The organism is Peribacillus sp. NPDC097295, from assembly GCF_044761665.1.
Classification (GTDB): Bacteria; Bacillota; Bacilli; order Bacillales; family DSM-1321; genus Peribacillus.
Genome location: NZ_JBIWCW010000006.1, coordinates 114,847 through 139,369, shown reverse-complemented (window position 1 = coordinate 139,369; position 24,523 = coordinate 114,847). Strand labels below are relative to the sequence as shown.

Genomic DNA, 24,523 nt, shown 5'->3' with positions numbered 1-24,523 from the left:
AAGGGTATGAGTAAAGCAGAAATTTCAAAATTGGGTCATTTTGGGTTAGTAAGTACAGATTTAGAAAAATCACTTTGGTTCTTTAAAGAAGTGGTTGGATTAGAGGAAACTGATGTAATGAATGGCGTCCATTACCTTCGGGCATGGGGAGACTTCGAGCACCATACATTGTCGATACGTGCTGGAGAGGAAGCTTACTTAGATCACATTGCCTGGCGTACAAAGCGTCGTGAAGATGTCGATTTATTTGCTGAGCAACTCGAAAATAGCGGTATAGCCATCGAATGGGTAGAAGAAGGAACCGAAAAAGGACAAGGAAAGGCATTCCGTTTCAAACTACCAAGCAATCATACTTTTGAAATCTATTACGATATGGAAAAAACATTAGCTTCTCCAGAAACACGTTCTGTGCTAAAAAATCAAACACATAAATCTTGGAACAAAGGTGTGTCTCCACGCAGAATTGACCATGTAAATCTATTAAGTTCATTGCCTGCGAATGAATTGGTAGACTTCATGCAAGAACACCTAGGATTTAATCTCCGTGAATATGTAGAGGCGCCAGATGGTACGTATGTAGGAGCTTGGATGAGTGTCACTCCATTGGTCCATGACATAGCCTTTAGCTTCGATCCAAATTCACCGTCAACACATGAAGTCCATCATATCGCTTACTGGCTAGATAATGCACAAGATTTATTGAGAGCGGCAGATATTTTAAAAGAAAATGGAATCTTCTTCAAAGGACCTGGAAAGCATGGTATCTCACAAGCCATGTATATATATGCCATTGATCCCGGTAGTGGCGTTAGATTGGAGATTTTTACAAATGGCTATTTAATTTTTGAACCAGACTGGGAACCAATTCGTTGGTCGGTTGATGAAATGGATATCGGTTTCACGTATTGGGGAGATCAAATGGATGCGAATACAGAAAATAATCCAACCATTAAAGCATAAAGGAGGGGAATCTGTATGGACGATCGTTTATTTCGAGATACAATGGGGAAATTTTCGACAGGCGTGACAGTGATCACAACAAAGCATGATGGCAAGGTGCACGGGATGACGGCTAATGCTTTCATGTCCGTATCCCTTAATCCCAAATTAGTTGTTATTTCAATTGGTGAAAATGCTCGCTGTCTTAACAAAATTCGTGAAAGTGGCCAATTTGGAGTCAATATATTAGCCGAAGATCAGCAAGAACATTCGATGATATTTGCCGGTCAGAAGAAGGGTGAAATAGATATTGAATTTGGTACATTGGCTGGGGTTCCGGTGCTACCAGGTGCTTTAGCCCAGATTAGCTGCGAAGTGGTTTCTTCATATGTTGAGGGAGATCATACATTATTTATCGGTAAAGTGCAGGATATTCTCTTGGAAGAAAAAGAACCTTTATTATTCTATTCAGGGAAATACTACTCACTGCAAACTGTCGTATAGGGGGGGAACCATGAACATTCAAACAGCAAGCCAGGCATTACTAGATGCTGAAAAAAACAAGACACCTATTGAACCTTTTACATCCACAACTAAAATCTCGGTAGATGATGCATATCATATTCAACTGCTGCAGATTCAAAAGAAATTGGAAAGTGCTAATTTGGTAGGCATGAAAATCGGGTTGACAAGTAAGGTCATGCAGGACATGTTCGGTGTGGATTCACCGGATTTTGGACATATTTTGAACAATATGGTTTTCGAGAATAATAGTGTTGTATCCGTTTCGAATTTTATCAGTCCAAAGGTAGAATTTGAAATCGCCTTTATATTAAAGGAAGATTTGCAAGGCCCCAACATAACGGCGGAACATGTTTTACAGGCAACGGAAGCGGTTGTGCCGGCAATAGAAATAATCGATAGCCGGATAAGAGACTGGAAATTCCGTTTTGAGGATACGGTTGCTGATAATGGTTCATCGGCCGGTGCCATACTTGGTGATGTATATTCCCAACCAACAATGGATGAGTTGGCAAATATTAAGATTACCGCTATGAAAAATGGTTTGGTATTCGATGAAGGAATTAGCAATGCGGTCATGGAGAACCCAGCAAAGGCCGTGGCCTGGCTGGCGAACATGTTAGCAGCCTATGATATTACATTAAAAGCAGGACAATTTATTCTTTCAGGTGCAATCACAAAGGCTGTTCCCTTTGTATCGGGAGATGTATTCGAAATAGATTATGGCCCATATGGCCACATGAAGGTAACTTTTTCAGACTGAGGTGACAATATGGAAAAACTAAAAGTGGGAATTATCGGTTCCGGCAATATTGGAACAGATTTAATGTATAAAATTGAACGCTGCGATGCATTGGAAATGTCGGTCATGATCGGTATCGATAAGAATTCAGAAGGCTTAAAACGAGCAAGGGATCGAGGTTATCATACGATTGAAAATGGGATAGAGGGGTTGAAAAATCAGCTGGGTCTCGTTGATATCGTTTTCGATGCAACAAGTGCTTACGCCCATGCTGAAAATTACGAGGTAATCAAATCCGCCGGTAAAAAGATGATTGATTTAACCCCGGCAGCAATCGGTCCTTTCACAGTCCCGCCTGTTAATTTAACGGAGCATTTTGATAAAGATAATGTCAACATGGTGACATGTGGTGGACAAGCGACGATTCCCATCGTACATGCCATCAGTCGTGTAGTAGCTGTAGATTATGCCGAAATAGTTGCCACGGTTGCGAGCAAAAGTGCAGGCCCTGGCACGCGAGCTAACATCGATGAATTTACACGTACGACATCTCGTGCAATCGAAGTCGTAGGCGGTGCTAAAAAGGGTAAGGCCATCATAATCCTTAATCCTGCTGAGCCACCAATCATTATGCGAGATACGGTTCATGCCCTTGTTTCAGAAAAGGGAAAGGAAGAGGAAATCATTAGCTCCATTCGAGCTATGGTCCAGGAAGTGCAGGAATACGTGCCAGGCTATCGTTTACGTGGAGAACCTATTTTTGAAGAAAATAAGATTTCTGTATTCATAGAGGTTGAAGGGGCAGGCGATTTCTTTCCAGCCTTCTCAGGAAATTTAGATATTATGACCGCAGCGGCTGCGCGGGTGGCTAATGAAATGGCGAAGAGTATGTTGGCTCAGGGAGGGGCGGTTTCATGAGGGATGTTCATGTGTTGGATGTATCATTACGGGATGGCAGTCATTCAATGAAACATGCTTTCACCGAGCAGCAAGTAAGAGATATTGCAAGAGGGTTGGATCAGGCAGGAGTGGAATATTTTGAGGTTGCTCATGGTGATGGGCTTGGCGGTTCCAGTTTACAATACGGTTTTTCCTTGGTAGATGAACTGAAACTCATTGAAGCGGCTGTCGATGAATGTCAGCAGGCAGAAGTAGCCGTACTTTTAATACCAGGAATCGGTATTAAGGAAGATATAAAAGAGGCGGTAAAAGTTGGGGCGAAAATGGCCCGTATTGCAACGCATGTAACGGAAGCGAATATAGCTGCACAACATATTGCCATGAGTAAGGAATTAGGTTTAAAAACAGCGGGCTTTCTAATGATGGCGCATATGGCACAAGTCGATGTCATTGTAGAACAGGCGAAATTGTTCGAGCAATACGGTGCGGATATCATTTACGTGACCGATTCGGCAGGGCATTTGTTACCGAATCAAGTGACGGAACGCATCCAAGCCTTAAAGCAGCATGTGCACTGTGAAATCGGCTTCCATGCACATAATAATATGTCTTTAGCGATGGCGAATTCACTAGCAGCTATTGAAGCAGGAGCTACATATATTGATGGTTCTCTACGTGCGCTTGGGGCCGGTAGTGGCAATACTCAAACAGAAGCTTTGATTGCTGTTTTAGATCGTCTCCATATTCAAACTGGTATTGATTTATACAAAATCATTGATACGGCAAATAATACTGTAGCGCCAATCTTGCCGAGACCGCAAGAAATATCGGGTTCAAGCCTTATGATGGGCTATGCGGGAGTATATTCGAGCTTTTTACTTCACACTGAAAAAGCTGCAAGACAATTCCAGGTAGATGAACGTGATATTTTAGTAGAACTAGGAAAGCGCAAGGCAGTTGGGGGTCAGGAAGACTTGATTTATGAAGTAGCACAGCAATTGCAGCACGCAAAGTAAATACACTCTCATAACGTAAGAAAAGAAAGAGCTAAAGACTCTTTCTTTTTTTACAATTTACTCCATTTGAACTCTATCCGTTTTTCCGAGCAAGTTCACCCTTGTGAAAACTAGTTTCAGTATCAGAAGGGAATATAGGATAGCACGATATTGAAATAGTGGGTGATTATAATAAAAAAATGTGGAAACTACCGCGCGAAATTTGGAGATGGGCCGATTTGGCATGAAGGATATGGTTTAATTTGGTTGGATATTGCGGCAAAGAAAATCGTTACGTACAACCCGGATACGGAGCAAGAAAGTGTATATGATGCATTTGGTTGGATCAAATCTATAGTGCCAGCAGCGGATGGACAGTTTATTGGCATTTATAAAGATGGTTTATATTATTTGAATTTTAAAAAAGGTATTAAAATGCCTTTTGCCAAACCAGAGGGACTCAATGATATTCACTATTTGAATGATGGAAAGTGCGGACCGGATGGACAGATTTGGGTAGGCTTGTCGGACGGTTTTTTTAAACGGTTCAAAGAATCACCTTATACAGCATTGTCACATTACCCATTTGAAAGTTCCAAGTTGTTTAGTATTGATGCTGGGGGAAATATTTCAGTGAAGCTGGAAAATATAACATTTTCAAATGGCTTGGATTGGAATCGCAAAACCAATAACTTTTATCATATTGACTCCTCTAAGCACCTTATTTTCCAATATCAGCTGAAAGAAAATGGCGATATTCATTTTGAAAAAATCGTCTACTCCTTTGAAATGGATGAAGGTTTCCCTGATGGTATGGCAATCGATGCGGATGGAAACCTATGGGTAGCTTTATATAAAGGTGGTGCCATAGCAGCTCGCTTAAAGAAACCGACGCGAATTGTATGTATCTGTCCTAAAAAGATGGAGGTCATTCAAGAGATTGAACTGCCGTTATCACACGTGACCTCTTGCACAATCGGTGGTGAAAACCTAGATACCTTGTTTGTCACGACTGCCTATGAACCATTACCTGAGGACAAGGTTAAGCGGGAACCTCTTGCGGGATATTTATTAGCTATTCCGATTGAACAACGAGGAGTGGCAAACTATCAGTTTATTACCAATGAGGATAAAGCGAAAATTCGGTAGTTCTTTATGGAAAAATGATTGAATTTCAGATAAATGATTCGTAGTTTTCAATAAAAAAAGTTTGTAAAATGAAAGCAATGCTAATCGAATTTTCATACAGGAAGGAAGAGGATCATTGAAACCAGAAATTGCGAAGTTAGGACATGTTGCATTAGTTACGAGCGATTTAAATAAATCACTATTCTTTTTCAAAGAAGTGATCGGCTTGGAAGAAACTGAGGAGGTAAATGGTGTTCATTATTTACGTGCATATAGCGATTTTCAACATCACACATTAAGCTTGGAAGCTGGAGAGGAAGGCTATGTGAAACATATTGGCTGGCGTACAAAAACAGCAAAATGCGTTGAAAACTTTAAGGGAATATTGGAAAAACACGAAATGGCCTTTGAAGAATATCCAAAAGGGACAACAGTTGGAATTGGAGATTCTATTCGGTTTAAGATGCCGAGTGGTCATACATTTGAACTATATTATGATGTTGAGAAGCCGAAAGCAATAAATGGAAATGCATCGGTATTAAAAAATCAGGTGTATCAATCATGGCGAAAGGGTATTTCACCTCGACGCTTCGATCATGTGAATATTCATACGTCTACCGATGTAAACGCTTCCTATGAATTTTTAACGAATGTTTTAGGCTTTAACATGCGTGAATATATGCGCGGTGATGATGGTATCTTAGCAGCTTGGTTAAGTGTTACATCATTGGTTCATGATGTTGCTTTACTAAGGAAAGATACATTGCCAACTCCGGCACGGTTGCATCATATTTCCTATTGGTTGGATGATTCACAAGATATCTTACGAGCAGCGGATATTTTAAAAGAGAATGGATTGCAATTTATCGGCCCAGGAAAGCACGGTGCAACACAAGCTATCTATCTATATGTCATAGATCCAGGGAGTGGTTGTCGTGTCGAGTTATTTTCAGGGGGGTATCTAATTTTCGAACCGGACTGGGAGCCGATTGAGTGGACATTAGAAGAACGATCTTCCTGCAATACGTATTGGGGTGACACAGTGCAGGATAAGGAACTGAATAATTTAACTATTGAAGTTCGCTAACGTATGGAAGGTAGGCAAGAGTGATGAAAGTGATTCTTGTAAATGAACAAAATCTATCATTTGTTCAATCTAATAGTTGTTTAAGTGTAATGGCATTAGGTTTTTTTGACGGAGTTCATAAGGGGCACCAACATGTGATCACAAAGGCTAAAAAATCAGCAAAGCTAAGAGGACTTCCTTTAGCGGTCATGAGTTTTTTTCCACATCCCAAAACCGTATTTTCAAATCAAGAAATCGATTATTTAATGCCAATGGAGCAAAAAGTACAACAATTAAAGATACTGGGTGTAGATATTTTCTACATTGTGGAATTTACAAAGACATTTGCATCTCAAACACCGAAAACATTTGTGCAAGAATATTTAATCAACCTACAAGTGAAACACGTGGTAGCTGGTTTTGATTATACGTATGGAGCAAAGGGTGCGGGAACGATTCAGACGATTGCAGAGCACAGTGAACAACTTCTATCCGTGGATGCCGTAGAAAAATATGAAATGTATGGTACTAAGGTAAGTTCCACTTATTTACGAGAACTTTTACGAAAAGGGAAAGTAGAAACGATGACTGCTTTACTCGGAAGACCTTATCAAGTCCAGTACCATTTCCATGAGGGTTTGAAAGCGCATTATACGCTCCCGGATGAAGGTAGTTATTATGTTTCCGTGTTGATTGGAAAGCGGGCCATTTCCCAAGTGGTGCATGTGTTTGATCAAAAAATACAATTCAATCAAAACTTTCATTTTCAGGAATCTACAATTGTTTTTCATCAGAGTGCCGCACATGACTTACAAGTAACTAGTTAAAGGATGAAGTACATGCTTAAGACAGAAAAATTTTATCAATTATTACAGCAGCAAGAAACGCTTTTATTACCAGGCGCATATGACGGTATGACAGCTAGGATATTAGAAGAAGCGGGTTTTGAAGCGATTTATGTGACAGGAGCCGGCATTGCCAATGGGCAACTTGGTTGGGCGGATGTGGGGTTAACGACGTTGACGGAAATTGCACAGGTTGTTTCTTGGATGGCCGATATCACAAAGGTCCCTTTAGTGGTAGATGCAGATACTGGATTTGGAAATTCTATTAATATGCAACGAACTATAAAAATATTAGAAAAGGCAGGGGCCGCTGCCATTCAAATTGAAGATCAAGTCATGCCAAAGAAATGTGGCCATTTTAATGGTAAAGAAGTGATTTCTCAAGAAGAAATGATAGGGAAAATACATGCAGCTCTTGATGCGCGTCAAGATGAAAAACTGGCAATCATTGCACGTACGGATGCACTGTCTGTTTTAGGTTTTGATGAGGCAATCAAACGTGCTAATGCGTACAAAGAAGCTGGTGTTCATGCCATTTTTATCGAAGCTCCACAAGAATATGAACAAATTGTAGAAATCCCAAAATTAGTAACAGGCATTCCACTTATTTTGAACTTGGTAGAAGGGGGAAAGACACCTCTATTTTCACAAACGGAAGTACAAGAAATGGGTTATCGCGTTATGCTTTGTGCCAATACGGTTTTACGTGGTGCAATTAAAGGAGTAAAAGATGCGGTGAACGTTTTAAAGCAAGAGCAGTCACAGAAAAATATAGCACCATATATTTGCTCATGGGAGGAACGACAAGAATTATTTAAATTACATGAAATAAATAAAATGGAAGAAAAATATTCTGAAAAGTGAGAAAGTGGTGAATGCACATGGATGAAGTAAATTATGATCTTGTTATCGTTGGTTGTGGAGCAGCTGGAACAGCAGCTGCTTTAGCGGCAGCGGAAGAGGCAAAAACTCAAAACCAATCACTCTCTATTGCAATTTTAGAACGTGCGCCGTTTGAAAAACGGGGAGGGAATACCCGTTGGACTGCTGCATATATGCGAATGGAAAACATTGATACACCGGCACCTAATTTGGTGGGTGACATGCGTGATTTTTCGGATAATTTAATTGATATCGAATATGCTGAAACATTGGAAAAAGAGGCCGGGCCAACGTTACGATGGGTGGAATCCAAGGGGGTTGAATTTGACTTCTTACCTACAATGTTTTTAACCGCTTCGCGGCCACGCTTGTTACCAGTGGGTGGAGGTAAAGCAATTATTGATACGTTAAGTTTACGCGCTCGTGCTTTAGGTGTTGAAATTATATATGAGGCTACAGCTTGGGACTTAACCCTTGATGATACAGGAGCTGTAAACGGACTACATGTACGTGTATCTGATGGCAGTAGCATTTACTTGAAAACTAATGCCGTAATTTTAGCGGCAGGTGGATTTCAAGGCAATAAAGAAATGATGGCTCAATATGTGGGGAGAGATGCACACAAAATCCCCCCGGTTTCAGAAGGCGGCTTGTTTAATAAAGGAGAAGCTATTCGAATGGCGATGCGAATTGGTGCAACAGGAAACGGACAGTTCGATTCTTTTCATGCAGAGCCGGTAGACCCTAGGAGTAGTCGTGAGGAAGCGGCCGTTATGTTATTTCCATACGCAATTTTGGTGAATCAAAATGGTGAACGCTTTACCGATGAGGGTGTATCGACAATTGATGAGCAGTACGAAGAAGTAGCACGCAAAATCTTTTATACATGCGAAAATCATGTTGCATATATGATTACAGATCAAAAGATGTATACGATTCCAAATTATGAAGAGGCCTTACAAACCGATAGGCCACCAATTGTTGCGAATACCATCGAAGAGTTAGCCGACAAAATCAAAGTAAATCGTGAAAACCTTGTGCAAACGGTAGATAATTTTAACGCTGATTGTCCGACTGGGGAATTCACCTATGACAAAGTAGATGGTTTAGCGACGACGACATTAGCTTTAAATAAATCAAATTGGTCTATTCCCATAAATGAGGGGCCTTTTATTGCTTATCCCATACATTGTTGCAACGTATTTACAAACGGCGGACTTGCAACAGATGTCGAAGGTCGCGTGTTAACAGGTGACGCAGTGCCGATTCCTGGTTTATATGCTGTTGGTGAAACATCAGGTGTTTATTATGGAAAATATCCAGGCGGTACATCCGTATTACGCTGCTTAGTATTCGGACGTCGTGCGGGTAAACATGCCGTGTCGTATATAGATAGCTATCAAACGATTTAATGAAGGAGGAGGTCTTGAATGGAACTAGAGGGAAAAGTGGCGCTTATAACAGGTGCCAGTAAAGGGATTGGGAAAGAAACCGCCATTTTACTAGCTTCCTACGGAGCAAAGGTGGCCATTTGTGCGCGTCATCTGCAGGAATGTGAAAACGTGGCAGAGTTTATTCAAAACACTTATGGCACCAAAGCAATTGGCGTTTCATGTGATGTAGCGAATGAAGAGGAAGTGGAAGCGGTTGTAGAGAAGGTTAGGGAACAACTTGGGACGGTAGATATTTTAATTAATAATGCGGGAGCAATGCTCTTAAAACCTTTTACTGAAACATCGACTTATGAGTGGCAAAGGATGTTTGATGTGAATGTACATGGTCCGTACTATTTCTGCAAACAAGTTGTAAAGGAAATGAAGCAAAAAAATGATGGGGTTATTGTGAACATTTCATCTATATGGGGTACTAAAGGTGGTCCGGATCGCAGTGCTTATATCACTTCAAAACATGCTGTAATCGGTTTTTCGAAAGCATTGGGAGAAGAATTAAAACCTTATGGCGTGCGAGTGAATGCAGTATGTCCGGGACCTGTCGACACGCAAATGACCGCAGCACTAGGCGAAAATATCAATAAGGCAGGATGGCTGCATCCCATCGATATAGCCTATGTAATTGTGGATTTAGTTTTACCAAAGAGTAAGGCTATATCGGCAACTTCTGTAGAAGCATTTGGTGCTGGTATGCCAGTTGGAATTACAAAATAATGAAATGGGGGATTTTATAATGACAGAATTGAAACAGGTATACACACAACAAACAATTACATTGGATTTGGCTAAAGAGATACTTAAAAAGTCAGAAGAGAAAGGGAAAGAGTTAGGCATGAACTTTGCGATTTCTATCGTAGACAAAGCGGGAAATTTAAAGGCGTTTTCTGCTATGGACGGTACGCCTGTCTTGGCATTGGAAATCGCTCAAAATAAGGCATTTTCAGCAGCCGCTTATAATCGTGCGACACATGAATGGTATGATCGCTTGAAGGATGATCCACCATTAATGGCTGGATTAGTACATACAAATCGCCTTGTGGTATTTGGTGGAGGATATCCAATTCAAGTAGATGGTGAGTGCGTTGGGGGGATTGGTGTTAGCGGTGGGCATTACACGCATGATATGCAAGTGTGTGAAGCCGGGCTAAGCGTTTTGTTAGCAGCAACAAAGGAAGTATAAGGTAATGAACCAAGTAGATGTGATTATTGTCGGGGCTGGGATGGCTGGCCTATGTGCCGCACTGGAAGCTACCGAGCAAGGATTAAGCGTCGCTATCTTTGAAAAACAAGATACCATTGGGGGCAGCTCCCTTTTAAGCGGTTGTTTTATGGCCTTTGCGGGAACGGATTTTCAAAAACGTCTCGGTATCCAAGACTCAACTGCTAGTTTAATAGAGGATATGTTAACGGTTGGCCAGCATCAAAATGATGAGGCGTTAGTAAAAGCGTATGGAAACCATCAACTGGAAACATATAACTGGCTTGTAGCACATGGTATTCAGTTTCAAGATTGTCAGGCAGTAAGTGGCCATTCTAACCCAAGAGGACATACCATCATACCGGAGCAAGCAATTTACACGCTAAGGAATAAGGCAGTGGAAAATGGAGCTATCTTGTATTTGAATAGTCCTGTAAATCGATTGATCATCAAGGAAGATACAGTTAAAAGTGTGGTATATGAACAGAATGGTGAGAAAAAAGAATGCTTTGCCAATTCTGGTGTAATTTTAACGACTGGTGGATTTTCTCAAAGTGAAGAGATGCTACATTTATATGCCCCTCAATTAGATGGGACGATTCGCCTTGGAGGGACCGGGAATCAAGGAGATGGATTAAAGTTAGCCGCTTCTGTAGGTGCATGGTTAATAGATTTTCCGAATTTGAAAGGGACATATGGTTTTCATCCAAAATCGACTAATGAAGGAAAGCGCCAAGCCCATACATTCTATAAGGGTGGCATCATTGTAAATGAAGAAGGCAACCGTTTTGTGAATGAATCAATTTCTTACAAATTATTAGGCGATGCAGCATTACAACAAAAACAAAAAACCTTCCAAGTCTTTGATCAAGCAGTTATGAATGAAAGTGTAAAAAACGATGCCCTATATGATTTTGATTCTTTATATTCAGAAAATTTAATAGTGAAAGCAGATTCTTTAGAAGAGCTAGCTCTTTTACTCCAACTACCTACTGAAAGCTTAATCCAGACCGTCGCATCGTATAATGAGGGGATTGCTTCAGGAAAAGATGTATTTGGTAGAAGAACTTTAACTCATACATTTGGAACGCCGTTGCCAATTCAACAAGCACCATATTATGCCATGGAAACCGTTGCGGCTATGCTAGCGACATACGCTGGTGTACGGGTTAATACCAGAGCAGAAGTCATCAATCCATTCGATGAAGTGATTCCTGGTTTGTATGCGGCAGGTGAGATGGTTGGTGGATTCCATGGAGCAGGGTACATGACAGGGAGTTCTTTAGGGAAAGCGGCCATTTTCGGTAGAGTGGCAGCGAATCAAGCTATAAATAAGTTGAGGGATAAAAAATCGTTAACAAAATAAAATGCAAGCAGTTGTTCAGCATTCTTTTAAAAAATGGACGTCTGGATGAAGAGCCTCACAGGAGAAAGACCTTTACTGGTTTCGGTTATATAGAGATAATTAGTCTTTTGGAAAACCCATTCAGTGGGAGGGAATAGATATGAGCCAGAATATCAACATACAGGAAATAGAAAAAAGTACACTGAAGAAAACAATGGTAAGGATTTTGCCTTTTATTTTGGTTTTGTATATTGTTGCTTTCCTTGACCGGGTTAATATGGGATATGCTGCGTTAGAAATGAATGCTGAACTGGCGTTATCAGCCGAAATGTTTGGACTTCTATCAGGATTCTTTTATATCAGTTACTGTCTATTTGAAGTACCTAGTAATATGATTTTGCAAAAGGTTGGGGCAAAGTTTTGGATCGCTCGAATCATGATTACCTGGGGAATCATAGTCATACTTACCGGCTTCGTTCAATCGGCAGTGCATCTTTATATCTTACGCTTCTTGTTAGGTGTCGCCGAGGCAGGGTTTACCCCTGGCATCATTTTATATTTAACGTATTGGTTCCGTACCCGGGAACGTGGAAAAGCAACTGCAGCGTTTTTTGTTGCCCTCCCATTAGCTGCATTAGTTGGTGCACCGCTCTCCACTTGGATTATCGATAAGATAGCTTGGGGTGGGTTATCTGGCTGGAGATGGATGTTTATTCTCGAAGGTCTCCCTGCTGTAATGTTAGGTATAATTGTGCTGTTTTATTTGACGAATCGCCCTGCCCATGCAAAATGGTTAACGAATGAAGAAAAGACATGGTTGGAAGGGGAACTAGAAACGGAAAGAAAGTTAGCTGCAACACATAATAAAACTTCGCATAGAGGTATGTTGAAAGATTCGAATGTTTGGAAACTGTCAGTATTTAATATTGCAGGATTTGTATCTGTGAACGGTTTAAATTTCTGGATACCGACCATTATTAAGAATCTTTCTGCGTCCGGTACTTCAAACATGGAAGTCGGTTGGCTTGCGATGATACCTCCGTTGGTTGCCATACCTTCAATTTTATTTGTTGGTTGGAATGCTGACAGAACCAATAAGCATAAACAACATCTGGCGGTTTGTGTATCAATTGCTATGGTTGGCTTAATCGGATGTGCTTTTGTTACAACCATACCATTAATGATTTTAATGCTTTCAATAGCTTCCGCAGGACTATATGGAATTTCGGGTTCATTTTATGCTTATTTAACCTTTTTCTTCAGTGAATCTACAGCACCTGCAGGAATCGCTCTCGTAAGTACTCTGTCATCCTTGGGTGGTTTTATTGGGCCGTTGGTATTAGGTGTCTTAAATTTACAGCAAGGTATGCTAGTCATTACAGGGTTTATGCTTGTTAGTTTGCTGACGCTCATTACCTTGAATCAATATCATAGAAAGTTCACGATGAATGTTGGCGAGGAAGTATAAACCGGTAATACGACGACTTTGGAAGACTTTGATAGTAATAAAATGTAACATTCCCTTTTAGTAAATTGTAAACATTTACTACCATATATATATAGGAGGTAACTCATGAAAATCTGGCATCAAAGTCTAACCAGCATTGAATCAGTCATTCCATATCGGGATGCTGTTTTAAAACATATTGATCGTATAGCCCGTCCGGGGGTAGAGGTTGTGCTCCACGGAATGGAGAAAGAGACCTATCCAACGAATTATCCTGGACACTTTATTACTTATTCTTATCTACAAAACTTGCATCGTGAACAGTTTGTTCGCGCAGCAATAATGGCTGAAAATGCTGGATATGATGCCATGTTCATCGGTACAATTCCAGATGTGGGTCTGTTAGAAGCCCGTACATTGGTAGATATACCTGTTATCGGATATGGTCAAGCCTCCTTCCATATTGCTTCCATGCTTGGCGATCGAATAGGTGTTGTGAATTTCCTGGCTCCACTAGCAGATGAGCTTCGTCAAAATGCTGATTGGTATGGGGTGGGAGGGAAGCTCGGACCGATTGTTCAGACAGAGATTGGGTTTGACGAAGTACTGGCCGGGTTCGAAAACCCAGAGCCTGTAATAGCTTCGTTCAAAAAGGCTGCTGAAAAAGCCATTGCTGAGGGAGCAGATATAATCGTACCGGGAGAAGGACCAATGAATGTATTCCTAGCAACCCATGGAATATCAAGGATTGGGGATGTTCCGGTGATTGACTCTTTTGCCGCGGGGATTAAAATGTGTGAATCGTTAGTGGATCTTAAGGAGAATTCTGGTGTTTATATGACTCGACGAGGCTTTTACAATTCAAAACCGCCTGTAGAAGCAGTCGCAAGGCTTCGTGAACTTTACGGATTGGTTCCCGTACCTGATCATAGAAACGACCATGGGCTCCCGGTAAGAGGCGGGGAGAAAACAACTTTATCTTAAAACGTTTTAAGTTATAAATGATAGTGCATTTTTTCATGTGAAAAATTGCAGTTGATGAAACTGAATGATAAATAGTTTGAAAGTTACTATTGAAGAGTGAAAAGTAAAGTAAAAAAAGGGTTCGGAATTGAAGTGCAAACATTCCGAACCCCTTTTTTCCTAACCGAGTTTTGGTCACGTCAGACAATAACCCACTAAATGTTAGATTTATTTTACAACTGTTATTTTAATAGGAAGCGAAGGCCCATATCTATCATTCAGTAAAATACTCATCTCGAATTGCCCAGGTTTAACGGCCTTAAGTGCACCACCCGTATTTTTAAGTGGGCCATTTTTATTAATAGTAGTGTACATTCTAAATATATAATCAGAATGATCCGTTTTCCCCTTACGAATAATTGAGAAACTTTCTCCAACTTTCATTTTTATTTGTTTATTTCCATCTAGACGCATAGTTCCGTTTCGTCTTTCCAACAAAAGAAGATGTTTTGCATTTCCAGCTATTTTGCGGTCATCTGCTCCAGTTCCGTCATATTGTACAAATTTCCCCTTTTTATACATATATCTTTTGGAAACGGACGAAAGAAAATCAACAAAAAATAATTCCTTATTTTTGATTATGGCATTACCATCAACAAATCCCTCATCACCTGGGGATATTAAGGTTTTTATAGTTTTCCCATCAGTCGATCCATAGAGGATTGGAGTTAGTGAGAAATCACTTCCCCATACATGTCCCACAACTAATTGTTCTCTTTTATTGTCCATCAATTTCCCTTTTGTTATAAATCTCAGTGGCCGATAGGTATACATTTCATTTTCACTAGTGAATTTCTTTATTAATTTCCAGTTCTTTTTTGTGGAATCGTATTGATACACTTGCAATAACGTTTTATTAATGAAGTTCGTGTCTTTTTCAAATCCATAGCTGGAAACCACAATTTCCGATATTTCTTTACCTGTAAATTTAACAGGATATGCTTCATAGAACACATAACCTTTAATTTTTTTCTTTTTCACAACCTCTAGTTGTTTATCTACTAATTTTTGAACATTGTGTGTTTTAGCATAAATAGTTGTTTGGTTAAGACCAGAAAAATCAATAATTACAAATGATAATGTGAAAATAATTAATATTAAGACTTTCTTCATGAGTAGCTAATCCTCCATTTCTTTAATTTGAAGCAATCAATGAATTTGTCAAAGGATTTATGGTTGAACAAGACAAATCTGAGAGTGAAAAGAAAATACAAAAAACAAAACAATTATTAGGTATATTTTATCATTATACTATCGATATATATTAATAATATAGATGTTTATCGTTAAATTATGACTTTTGTCCTATGATTTGTTCTTTATCTTAAGTTTTGTAGATGGTTTGTTTCCATCTTCCATACCTTGTTTAGTCCAACTAAAATAACTCGAATCGTGGAACCTGCAGGCAGTTAAGAGGGCTTTTCTAGTATAGGTACGACGACGCCTCTATACTAGAAGGTTTACTTTTTTACTTCTCCTCTAGTATTTTACATATACATGTCATTTTCCATTTGCAAATGGAATAGTTAATGATCTTGTAGCTCTGATTCACTTTTTCATTCAGGACCATCTCCATAGGTTGATCAAAACGATGGGTTTCGTTCGCTCGATACCATCTCAACCATAGTGGAATTTGAGATTGTTTTTTATTCCTATAGTTTTCCATAATCTCTTCAGGCACTCATTTTCTCTTTCACATCTACTCTATTTCATTTCTCCTGAATATACGTTTTTGCTCATGCAAAAACACCTCCGTTAATGTACTTATTTCAAGTGTACATTTACGAAGGTGTTTAATATGGTCTCAATAATTTAGATTAGTCCATTTTTCTCGTCAAAATAATTGAAATAGACAAAGTAGATTTAAAGATTCATCTAGATCTTACCTTAAAAATACCTCAAAGCTATATATAATTTTTCTATTCATATTTCTTAACTTGCAATCGGAAAAATTACCTCTGACCAGTATTCACATAAACTAATTTTATTTTTCTATATAAGATGAAGATACTTGGTCGATTGGTACCTTATTTTTATCTAATACCCTATCAAGAACAATCGCTATACTATAAACGATAACAGAGGTGAGAATCGCATTAACAGGGGGAATACCTGGTATAAAGTTAGCCGCGACTATCCCGAATATCCAAGCAACAATCGCCTTCATATTGATATTTTTGATATCATTTTTAGCATAGCCTGATTTTCTTCTTAATAAAAAGTAATCCGCTAAAATAATAGCTCCAATAGAGGGAATGGTTGATCCTAGAATAGTTAACCAACTGATAAAGTTGTTATAAACGATTAACGAAAGAGCTGTACCGATTAATCCATTAAAAACGACAATCTTATTCTTTGGTAATTTTGTAATATGTGAAAATCCTAAACCTGAGGTGTAAAGAGAATTATCATTCGTTGACCATATGTTTAAACCTAAAACAATAATGGCTGGAATAAGTAATCCCTGGGCCAACATAACGTCTGAGATATCTGCATATCCCATAGCTAAAGTTCCAACCATTCCGAAGGCGAACATCAAAGAGTTACCAATGAAATAAGCAATAAAAGTCGTTAAGAAACCATTTAGTCTCGTTTTAGAAAATCTTGTGAAATCTGCTGTTAATGTAGCCCCACCTATAAAAGAACCAATACAAATAGAAAGTGCTAATGTATAGGACATGGTCTCCGTTGGTTCAAGTTGCATTAAGAGTGCGAAGCCACCAACATTATCCGTAGCTTTGAAGATAGAAAGGCTACCTAGAATCGCAATGGCAGGTACCGCCACAACACTTAGTATGGTTAATGCTTTAATTCCCCAATAAGCGGTGGATGTCATCAAAATACCAGAAATGATAATTAAAAGGGGTAAGCTGATGCCTGTTGCTTTATTCACCATAATCGAAAAAGTTGCTACACCTACACCAAACCATCCTATTTGAATGGCACTTAGTAAAAAGGATGTGAGATAGGACCCTTTATTCCCGAATGAATAACTGGTCAACAAATGTGTACTCAATCCTGATTTCGCTCCAATGAACCCGAGAAATGCGGCGTAAATGCCTAATATGAAATTTCCAGCTAAAATAGTAAGTATAAACTCTCTCATATTCAAACCCTGGCCTAATGTTCCTCCGGCAACCATACTGGACGAGAAAAAGGTGAAACCTAACATTACGAAGAACATTGGGATAAATCCTCTGCGGTGTTCCTTGGGAATGGGTTCTAATGCAAAATCTTGGTCTTGGCTCGCCATTGTAAGTCCTCCTTTTTTGTATAATGTTTAGAATATTAAGAAAATTCAAGAGAAAATAGGGATGTTAATCTTTGTTATAGCAGGCTTTGTTTCCACTATAACTTCACCGTTTCTAATTGAGTAAAGTACAGGTGATTGACAACGAATGGCTTCATACTCAGAATCTGTATCAATGACGATTAGATTCGCTTTATTCCCTTCTTTTACACCATAATCTTCTTTCAAATGTAAAGCTTTAGCACCATTCGTAGTAATTAACTTCATCGCTGTGACAATATCGTTGTATCCTGTCATATGGCATGCATGTAGCCCCATTTCTAGAACACGTATTAAATTCCCATCACCTAGTGGATACCATGGATCCATAATCGAATCTAGTCCAAAACATACATTGATATCTGCTTCTAAAAGTTCCTTAACTCTTGTTATTCCTCTTCGCTTAGGATAGCTGTCGAATCTTCCTTGTAAATGTAAATTCGCCTTCGGAAGTCCTACGAAATTAATATTTGACTGTTTTAGCTTCTTGAAAAGTTTGTAAGCATAAGCATCATTATAAGAGCCCATTGCGGTTGTATGGCTTGCTGTTACAAGCTCACCCATTCCTAATTTATAAGCTTCGGCAGCTACTACTTCTACAAATCTCGATTGTTCATCGTCAATCTCATCACAATGAATATCAACCATTTTGTTATATTTATAGGCCAATTCGATTGTTTTTTTCACAGAGCGAACGCCATCTTCTCTCGTAAACTCATAGTGTGGAATGCCACCGACAACGTCCGCCCCCATTTTTAAAGACTCTTCTAATAATTCCTCTCCATTTGGGTAGGCATAAATCCCTTCCTGGGGAAAAGCGACGATTTGCAAGTCTACCCAAGGTTTTACTTCTTCTTTGACTTCTAACAAAGCTTCTAACCCTAGAAAACTGGGATCCGTGATATCAACATGGGTTCTTACGTGTTGAATACCGTGTTTCATCTGCATATTCAATGCCTTCAATGCTCGGTTCTTAATGTTTTCTTTAGTATCTTGGAACACTACTTTTCTCTCTGACCAAATTTGAATGCCTTCAAATAGGGTACCAGATTGATTCCATCTAGGTGTCCCGGCTGTTAAAACACAATCCAAATGGATATGCGGTTCGACGAAAGGTGGTAAGACGAGTTTACCTTCTAAGTCAATTGTTTGATCGTTCTCTATAGAATCCTCAGAGGAGAAAGAAGTGATACTTACGATTTTTTCGTCCTTTATATAAATATTCCATCTTCCAGCTTTACCATATAATTTAGCATTTTTTAAAAGCATCGTAATCACATCTCCTCAATTGTTTGTGGGTGCTAGCATATTAAAACTATAAATGAAAAAATTTCCTTTGTCTATACCTTTATGTTAGGTTATATAACATCAATCTTTAAATATCATTAGAATATAGTTAATAAACGTCTTGTTAAATAAAATTACTTTTTAATGTATGTTATATTTAGTTACATTGAAATGCATAGTTGAGCATAGAACTTCATATTATTCGAACACATTGGTGGAGGGAGGTGGTTAACGAGGAAAAACTTGAATAATCTGAAATTTTATTCATAATTAAAGAATCAGCATATTAAATAGTGTTGCATAATCCAATGATAAGGTGTTTTTATATGACCGAAAATACAATTGAAGAGCTTTGCCATTTATATACTGACTTATCGGACTCAGATATACAAATCATTGTTAAGATAGCTGTTACGCTACCTCTGCATGCTGAACTTACTAACAAGTGTATGTTTATAGACTGTATGGTGAAATCTAGCAAGCAGGCAATTGTTGTAGCCGAAGCATTTCACAGAACACAGGAAGCAGTTTATATAAAGTCCGTAGTAGGGGAATTTGTCTATGAAACATTTGAACCAGGCGTTCATTATAGTCATAGTACTGGAAAAAAGTCCTTTGGGCATCGAGCTATTACACAAGAAGGTAAGATTGTTGAGCAAAGTGTCGTGCCCATACGTAATGATAACCATGAAGTAATTGCAACATTGATTATGGAAGAGGAACTTGCTACTACTTTTAATAAGTCGAATGAGCGGAATGATATTTCATTTGGTTCTAAGGCGCTCGGGAATCTGATGGCTGAAACTATTGATGATTATCCGATTGTAACTGATCTGTTGATGGAGATTTTTCTCGTTACAGACGCTGATCAGAGGCTTGTGTATGCTAATCCGGCTGGAGTAAGATTTATAAATGAAATGAGTCAAGCAGTTAGCATTCAAAATGAAAAAATCTTAACCCTACTTCCTTTTTTAGCGGACATACTTGATAACCAGGAAGAAGTATATGTTTCTGAATTAACGGTACTGTCCAAGAATATCGAAGTGAAAAAAGTGAAAATGCATAGTAAGACCAATGAGCTGAAGGGTATTTTAATGATCATTCAGGATTTGACAGAACTTCGAACGAAAGAAAGAGAATTGATGATGAAGTCCGTTGTCATTAAGGAAATTCACCACCGAGTTAAAAACAATTTACAGACTGTCGCAAGTCTTCTACGGCTACAAATGCGCAAAATCTATCCGTCTGAAAATAGAATCCATTTTGAAGAAACATTGAACCGGATTTTTAGCATTTCTTCAGTGTATGAGTTGATTTTAGCCAATGAAACTGTGAATGAAGACGATGTGGACCTGATCGAATTAACAAGAAAAATTAGCTCGTCGATGATACTCAATGGACTTTATACAAATGTAGGTTTGGTTATTGAGACAAATGGCAACAAAGTAATAACATCTTCCAGAAAAGCTGTTTCAATTTCATTAATTGTCAATGAACTTGTACAAAATTCACTGAAACACGCATTCCCTGAAGAGGTATCCGGAACTATTTACATCGAGTTTTTTTCTCATAAAAAGTTTGCTGAACTGCACATCCGTGACAACGGCGTCGGGATGTCGGGTACTTCGTATTCGCTGGGGCTTGAAATCGTTCATAATCTCGTAGTGAATGACCTTGAGGGAGAATTCATGTATAAAACTGTCCAAAATGGTACACTAGCAACAATCAAGTTCCCGCTGAGTCAGGAGGTAATGATTCATCATGAAAAAACGGATTCTAATTGCTGAAGATGAATCGATTATTCGAATGGATTTAAAAATGATGCTTCAGGATAATGATTTTCAAGTGGTAGGAGAAGCTGGAGACGGAGACCGGGCGATTGAACTCGCTTTTGAGATGAAGCCAGACCTCATCTTAATGGATATTAAAATGCCAAAAATGAATGGGTTGCAAGCAAGCAAGATCATCGGTCGCCAACTTGATTTGCCAATTCTTCTTATAACAGCATACAGCCAAAAGGAGTTCGTGGATAAATCTAAACAGGATAATATTCTCGGGTACCTCGTAAAACCGATATCGGAATCAAATTTGATTCCGGCTATCACGGTAGCTCTTCATCAGGCTGATAAAGCAAAGGCGTTTAAGCGTTCAGTGCAGTCTGCACAGGATGAAGTTCAGAAGCGAAAGCTTATTGAACGTGCGAAAGGAATACTGATGGACAAGAGTGAGCTTTCGGAAAAAGAAGCCTATACTTCACTTCGAAATGAGAGCATGTCCCGTCAACTGACAATGGAGTCAATTGCACAGGAAACTATTTCAAAGTATTCCCATTAACAAGTACATAAGGATTTATTAAGCAAAGGCGCTTAAAGAATAACTTCTTTATAGCGTCTTTTTGTTCTTTAGAGGTAAGTGGATAGAGATGGAATGATACTAATTATCAAAAAAACAGGAGGATATTCAAATGGAATTAGTTGGTACAATTGTAATTTACATTATCATGGCGTGTGCTCTTGCAGGAGCCATTGCCGCCATAAAAAGTCCGGATCAGGGGCTAGGAAAAGAGTTCATGAACGGTATTCATACAGTAGGTCATATTTTTGTTCCTGCTGCTGGGATTATGGCATCCATTCCCTATTTGACAATTTTCATTGATAAACTCGTCGGACCATTTTTTAATTTTCTTGGTGCGGATCCGGCTATTGCAGCAACGGCAATTTTGGCATCTGACATGGGCGGGTATCAACTGGCGAATGCATTGAAGGAATCATATGAAGGGTGGATCATGGCATTGATCGTTGGCTATATGGCCGGCGCCACCATCGTTTTCTCGGTTCCGATGGGACTAGCGATGCTTGATAAACGCGATCACAAGTATATGGCACTTGGAATCATGTCAGGCGTATTGACGATTCCGATTGGAGCGTTAATTTCAAGTATATTGGTAGTTTTATTTAATACAGACGTTCGTACAGAAATTAGTACGACAGCTGAATCAACACATGAATTCGCACTGGCATATGGGCAAATTTTCCTCAATTTATTACCTTTGCTCCTATTCGTCGTAGTAATTGCGGCTGGACTAAAATTTTTCCCGCGGATGATGATCAGTGGTTTTATGATTTTTGGAAGAGTGATGGATGCATTAATTAAACTAGTACTTGTTTTCTCGATTATTGAAATTTTCACAGGAATCTTTTCGACGGTTTTCGGAGAGTGGGGTTTCCATCCAATCATGGCGGATGAAAAAGATCAGTTCCGTGCCCTTGAAACAGCAGGTTATATCGGCATCATGCTTGCTGGAGCCTTTCCAATGGTATATTTACTCCGTAAATATGCAGCAAAACCGCTTGAATTAGGCGGCCGTAAACTTGGTTTATCTTCTACTGGAAGTGCCGGGATTTTGGCAACAGTAGCAAACATTCTAGCGATGTTCCAACTCATTCGATACATGCCGCCTAAAGACAAAGTTATCAATATCTCATTTGCGGTATGTGCAGCTTTCTTGTTAGGAGACCATTTATCTTTTACCGCTAACTTTCAGCCGAATCTAATCTTGCCGGTTCTTGCAGGTAAATTTCTAGCTGGTGTATGTGCAATTGCATTCGCTTATTGGTTATCCGTCCCAACTGCATTAAAACTTGAAGAACTGGACCGGAGGAAGGGTATAATTAAAAAAGGAGAGTATCTTATTGAAGCGGATACTGAATATCTCAAAGAAAAGGAAGCTTAAGGGGTTTATATATTTTAACTACGAAGATACATCAGTAACACCGGTAAAAAAATTATAATAATTCAATCATTCACTCTTAAACTCCAATAATATGTTTTAAGAATAATGATTGGCTTATGGAAATTCACTATAATCTTTACAATTAGTAGAATATTTGATATATTAATGCTATTAAAAAGTGAATGTTTATGGCAAAGACGCCTTTACAGCTCGACGAATAATTGTCGATTTTGTAAAGGCGTCTTTTTTTTACGAGGAAAGCGGGTGTCTGAATGGCCGGAGTTCATTTGAAACGAGATAAGATGGTTAGCGCTGGTATAGATATTGGCACTAGTACGACCAAAGTTATTATCAGTCGCTTTTCACTAATGAATACCGCGGGGAGTACGGATATTCCTCGTATTGAAATTGTCGGTAAAGAAATTTTATACAAAAGTCCTATTTTTCGAACACCACTTAAAGATGCTTTAACCATTGATGTATCTAGCGTCGAGAAATTCATCCGGTCGCAATATGAGGAGGCGGGTGTACATCCATCGGATATCGAAACAGGAGCTGTCATCATAACAGGTGAAGCCGCGACAAAACGAAATGCAAGCGAAATCGTCCATCACCTCTCAGGTGAAGCTGGTGATTTTCTCGTGGCAACTGCTGGATCGGATCTAGAAGGTATAATCGCGGCAAAAGGATCAGGTGCCTATGATCACTCTGTGAAAACTGGAAGAGTGACAGCCAACGTCGACATCGGTGGAGGTACAGCCAATATAGCTGTCTTTAAACGGGAGGAATTGCTAGGTACTTGTACATTACATATTGGGGGAAGACTCATTGAATTTTGTGATGGATTGGTCACCTCAATTTCACCTCCAGTACAGAGGTTGATTGAACAGGAAGGCTGGACGCTTACTATAGGGGATCCGATTCATCACCGTGATATAGATAAAGTGACGAAATTCATGGCCGAGTCAATTGCTCGTTTTATAGCATGCGAACCGGTTTTAAAAGATAATGTACTACTTTTGGGACATCACCCTAATTGGGGAACAAGGATTGAAGATGTGATATTTTCTGGTGGCATTTCTGAATGCATGTATAAAAAGGAATCTTCAAAACCAACTGATATTTTGTATTGTGATGTTGGAGTTAAGCTGGCAGCAGCCTTATTAGAAAATAGCACTCTTACTAAATGGAACAGGATCGAACCCAAGGAGACTGTGCGCGCGACGGTAATCGGGGCCGGAACCCACACTACGGAAATAAGCGGCGCGACGAATCAGGTTGCTTCAGAAGTACTACCTCTGAAAAATTTGCCGGTATACAAGTTCTCATTTAAAGATGGTTTTAAAAGCGGGCTTTCCATATTTGGAGAGTCTGTGAAAGAGGCAATTGACATGTATGATTCGTTTCAGGAAGGACAAAACTTCGTGTTTTATTTAGCGGATTTGCCATATATGAGTTTTAAGAATATTCGAATATTAGCAAAAGAAATTATAAAAATGTCAGACCTGCGGCATGATTCGGAGCAGCCAATCGTTATCGTTTTACAAACCGATCATGCCAAAGTGCTCGGTCAGACATTGCACGCCATGAATGCTCGGCAAAGTATCGTGTGCATTGATCAGATAAATGTCGAACATGGTGATTATATAGACATTGGTCACACTAGGCAGTCCGAGGTTGTGCCTGTTGTCATCAAAACACTAACGTTCCATTCATCATAAAGGAGGTAAA

Annotated in this window: 22 protein-coding genes; 19 read left to right on the top strand and 3 right to left on the bottom strand. The window is 39.2% G+C overall.

Translation table 11 applies throughout. The features are described from left to right. The first annotated feature begins 6 nt into the window (after positions 1–6). The 15 genes from ACIQXN_RS12785 to ACIQXN_RS12715 all read left to right on the top strand — a co-directional run bounded on the left by ACIQXN_RS12785 (position 7) and on the right by ACIQXN_RS12715 (position 14,444). Positions 7–960, top strand: a complete 954-nt coding sequence (locus ACIQXN_RS12785) for a VOC family protein (protein WP_402966903.1) — start codon at positions 7–9, stop codon at positions 958–960. Positions 961–975: 15 nt separating this feature from the next. Next, entirely contained in the window at positions 976–1,443 is a 468-nt protein-coding gene (locus ACIQXN_RS12780; RefSeq protein WP_402966901.1) for a flavin reductase family protein, read from the top strand. Positions 1,444–1,453: 10 nt separating this feature from the next. Then, entirely contained in the window at positions 1,454–2,224 is a 771-nt protein-coding gene (locus tag ACIQXN_RS12775) for a 2-keto-4-pentenoate hydratase (RefSeq protein ID WP_402966899.1), read from the top strand. 9 nt (positions 2,225–2,233) lie between these two features. After that, complete coding sequence (locus ACIQXN_RS12770) at positions 2,234–3,121, top strand: acetaldehyde dehydrogenase (acetylating) (RefSeq protein ID WP_402966897.1); 888 nt, start codon at positions 2,234–2,236, stop codon at positions 3,119–3,121. Next, positions 3,118–4,119: a 4-hydroxy-2-oxovalerate aldolase gene (gene dmpG, locus ACIQXN_RS12765; RefSeq protein WP_402966895.1), complete on the top strand. Its 1,002-nt coding sequence runs from the start codon at positions 3,118–3,120 to the stop codon at positions 4,117–4,119. The genes ACIQXN_RS12770 and dmpG overlap by 4 nt, the downstream gene beginning before the upstream one ends. A gap of 162 nt (positions 4,120–4,281) precedes the next feature. Then, complete coding sequence (locus ACIQXN_RS12760; protein ID WP_402966893.1) at positions 4,282–5,247, top strand: SMP-30/gluconolactonase/LRE family protein; 966 nt, start codon at positions 4,282–4,284, stop codon at positions 5,245–5,247. A gap of 115 nt (positions 5,248–5,362) precedes the next feature. Next, positions 5,363–6,313 (top strand): VOC family protein, encoded by a 951-nt coding sequence (locus ACIQXN_RS12755; protein ID WP_402966891.1) that lies wholly within the window; start codon positions 5,363–5,365, stop codon positions 6,311–6,313. A 23-nt stretch (positions 6,314–6,336) separates the two neighbouring features. Next, the gene (locus ACIQXN_RS12750; RefSeq protein ID WP_402967127.1) at positions 6,337–7,119 is read left to right on the top strand and encodes an FAD synthase; all 783 of its coding nucleotides are present in this window, start codon (positions 6,337–6,339) and stop codon (positions 7,117–7,119) included. Positions 7,120–7,131: 12 nt separating this feature from the next. Then, on the top strand, positions 7,132–8,001 hold the full coding sequence (locus ACIQXN_RS12745) for an isocitrate lyase/PEP mutase family protein (protein WP_402966889.1): 870 nt from the start codon (positions 7,132–7,134) through the stop codon (positions 7,999–8,001). A 17-nt stretch (positions 8,002–8,018) separates the two neighbouring features. Continuing rightward, complete coding sequence (locus tag ACIQXN_RS12740) at positions 8,019–9,431, top strand: FAD-dependent oxidoreductase (RefSeq protein ID WP_402966887.1); 1,413 nt, start codon at positions 8,019–8,021, stop codon at positions 9,429–9,431. Between the two features lie 18 nt (positions 9,432–9,449). Next, on the top strand, positions 9,450–10,184 hold the full coding sequence (locus ACIQXN_RS12735) for an SDR family NAD(P)-dependent oxidoreductase (protein WP_402966885.1): 735 nt from the start codon (positions 9,450–9,452) through the stop codon (positions 10,182–10,184). A 19-nt stretch (positions 10,185–10,203) separates the two neighbouring features. After that, the gene (locus ACIQXN_RS12730) at positions 10,204–10,650 is read left to right on the top strand and encodes a GlcG/HbpS family heme-binding protein (protein ID WP_402966883.1); all 447 of its coding nucleotides are present in this window, start codon (positions 10,204–10,206) and stop codon (positions 10,648–10,650) included. Positions 10,651–10,654: 4 nt separating this feature from the next. Further along, the gene (locus tag ACIQXN_RS12725) at positions 10,655–12,034 is read left to right on the top strand and encodes an FAD-dependent oxidoreductase (RefSeq protein WP_402966881.1); all 1,380 of its coding nucleotides are present in this window, start codon (positions 10,655–10,657) and stop codon (positions 12,032–12,034) included. Positions 12,035–12,173: 139 nt separating this feature from the next. After that, a complete protein-coding gene (locus tag ACIQXN_RS12720; protein ID WP_402966879.1) occupies positions 12,174–13,481 on the top strand; it encodes an MFS transporter in 1,308 nt (435 codons plus the stop codon). A gap of 105 nt (positions 13,482–13,586) precedes the next feature. After that, entirely contained in the window at positions 13,587–14,444 is an 858-nt protein-coding gene (locus ACIQXN_RS12715; protein WP_402966877.1) for an aspartate/glutamate racemase family protein, read from the top strand. A gap of 207 nt (positions 14,445–14,651) precedes the next feature. On the opposite strand, the gene ACIQXN_RS12710 is transcribed toward ACIQXN_RS12715, so the two are convergent. From ACIQXN_RS12710 to codA, 3 genes are all read right to left on the bottom strand, one after another. Then, a complete protein-coding gene (locus tag ACIQXN_RS12710; RefSeq protein ID WP_402966875.1) occupies positions 14,652–15,596 on the bottom strand; it encodes a hypothetical protein in 945 nt (314 codons plus the stop codon). 871 nt (positions 15,597–16,467) lie between these two features. Beyond that, entirely contained in the window at positions 16,468–17,736 is a 1,269-nt protein-coding gene (gene codB / locus ACIQXN_RS12705; protein ID WP_402966873.1) for a cytosine permease, read from the bottom strand. A gap of 45 nt (positions 17,737–17,781) precedes the next feature. Continuing rightward, positions 17,782–19,041: a cytosine deaminase gene (codA, locus tag ACIQXN_RS12700; protein ID WP_402966871.1), complete on the bottom strand. Its 1,260-nt coding sequence runs from the start codon at positions 19,039–19,041 to the stop codon at positions 17,782–17,784. A gap of 344 nt (positions 19,042–19,385) precedes the next feature. On the opposite strand from codA, the gene ACIQXN_RS12695 reads away from it, so the two are divergent. The 4 genes from ACIQXN_RS12695 to ACIQXN_RS12680 all read left to right on the top strand — a co-directional run bounded on the left by ACIQXN_RS12695 (position 19,386) and on the right by ACIQXN_RS12680 (position 24,513). Beyond that, entirely contained in the window at positions 19,386–20,846 is a 1,461-nt protein-coding gene (locus ACIQXN_RS12695) for a histidine kinase N-terminal domain-containing protein (RefSeq protein ID WP_402966869.1), read from the top strand. Further along, a complete protein-coding gene (locus tag ACIQXN_RS12690; protein ID WP_402966867.1) occupies positions 20,821–21,393 on the top strand; it encodes an ANTAR domain-containing response regulator in 573 nt (190 codons plus the stop codon). Before ACIQXN_RS12695 ends, ACIQXN_RS12690 begins: the two co-directional genes overlap by 26 nt. Positions 21,394–21,523: 130 nt before the next feature. Further along, positions 21,524–22,792, top strand: coding sequence for an ethanolamine utilization protein EutH (eutH, locus tag ACIQXN_RS12685; protein ID WP_402966865.1), 1,269 nt, complete (start codon positions 21,524–21,526; stop codon positions 22,790–22,792). Positions 22,793–23,064: 272 nt separating this feature from the next. Continuing rightward, complete coding sequence (locus ACIQXN_RS12680) at positions 23,065–24,513, top strand: ethanolamine ammonia-lyase reactivating factor EutA (RefSeq protein WP_402966863.1); 1,449 nt, start codon at positions 23,065–23,067, stop codon at positions 24,511–24,513. The last annotated feature ends 10 nt before the right edge of the window (positions 24,514–24,523 follow it).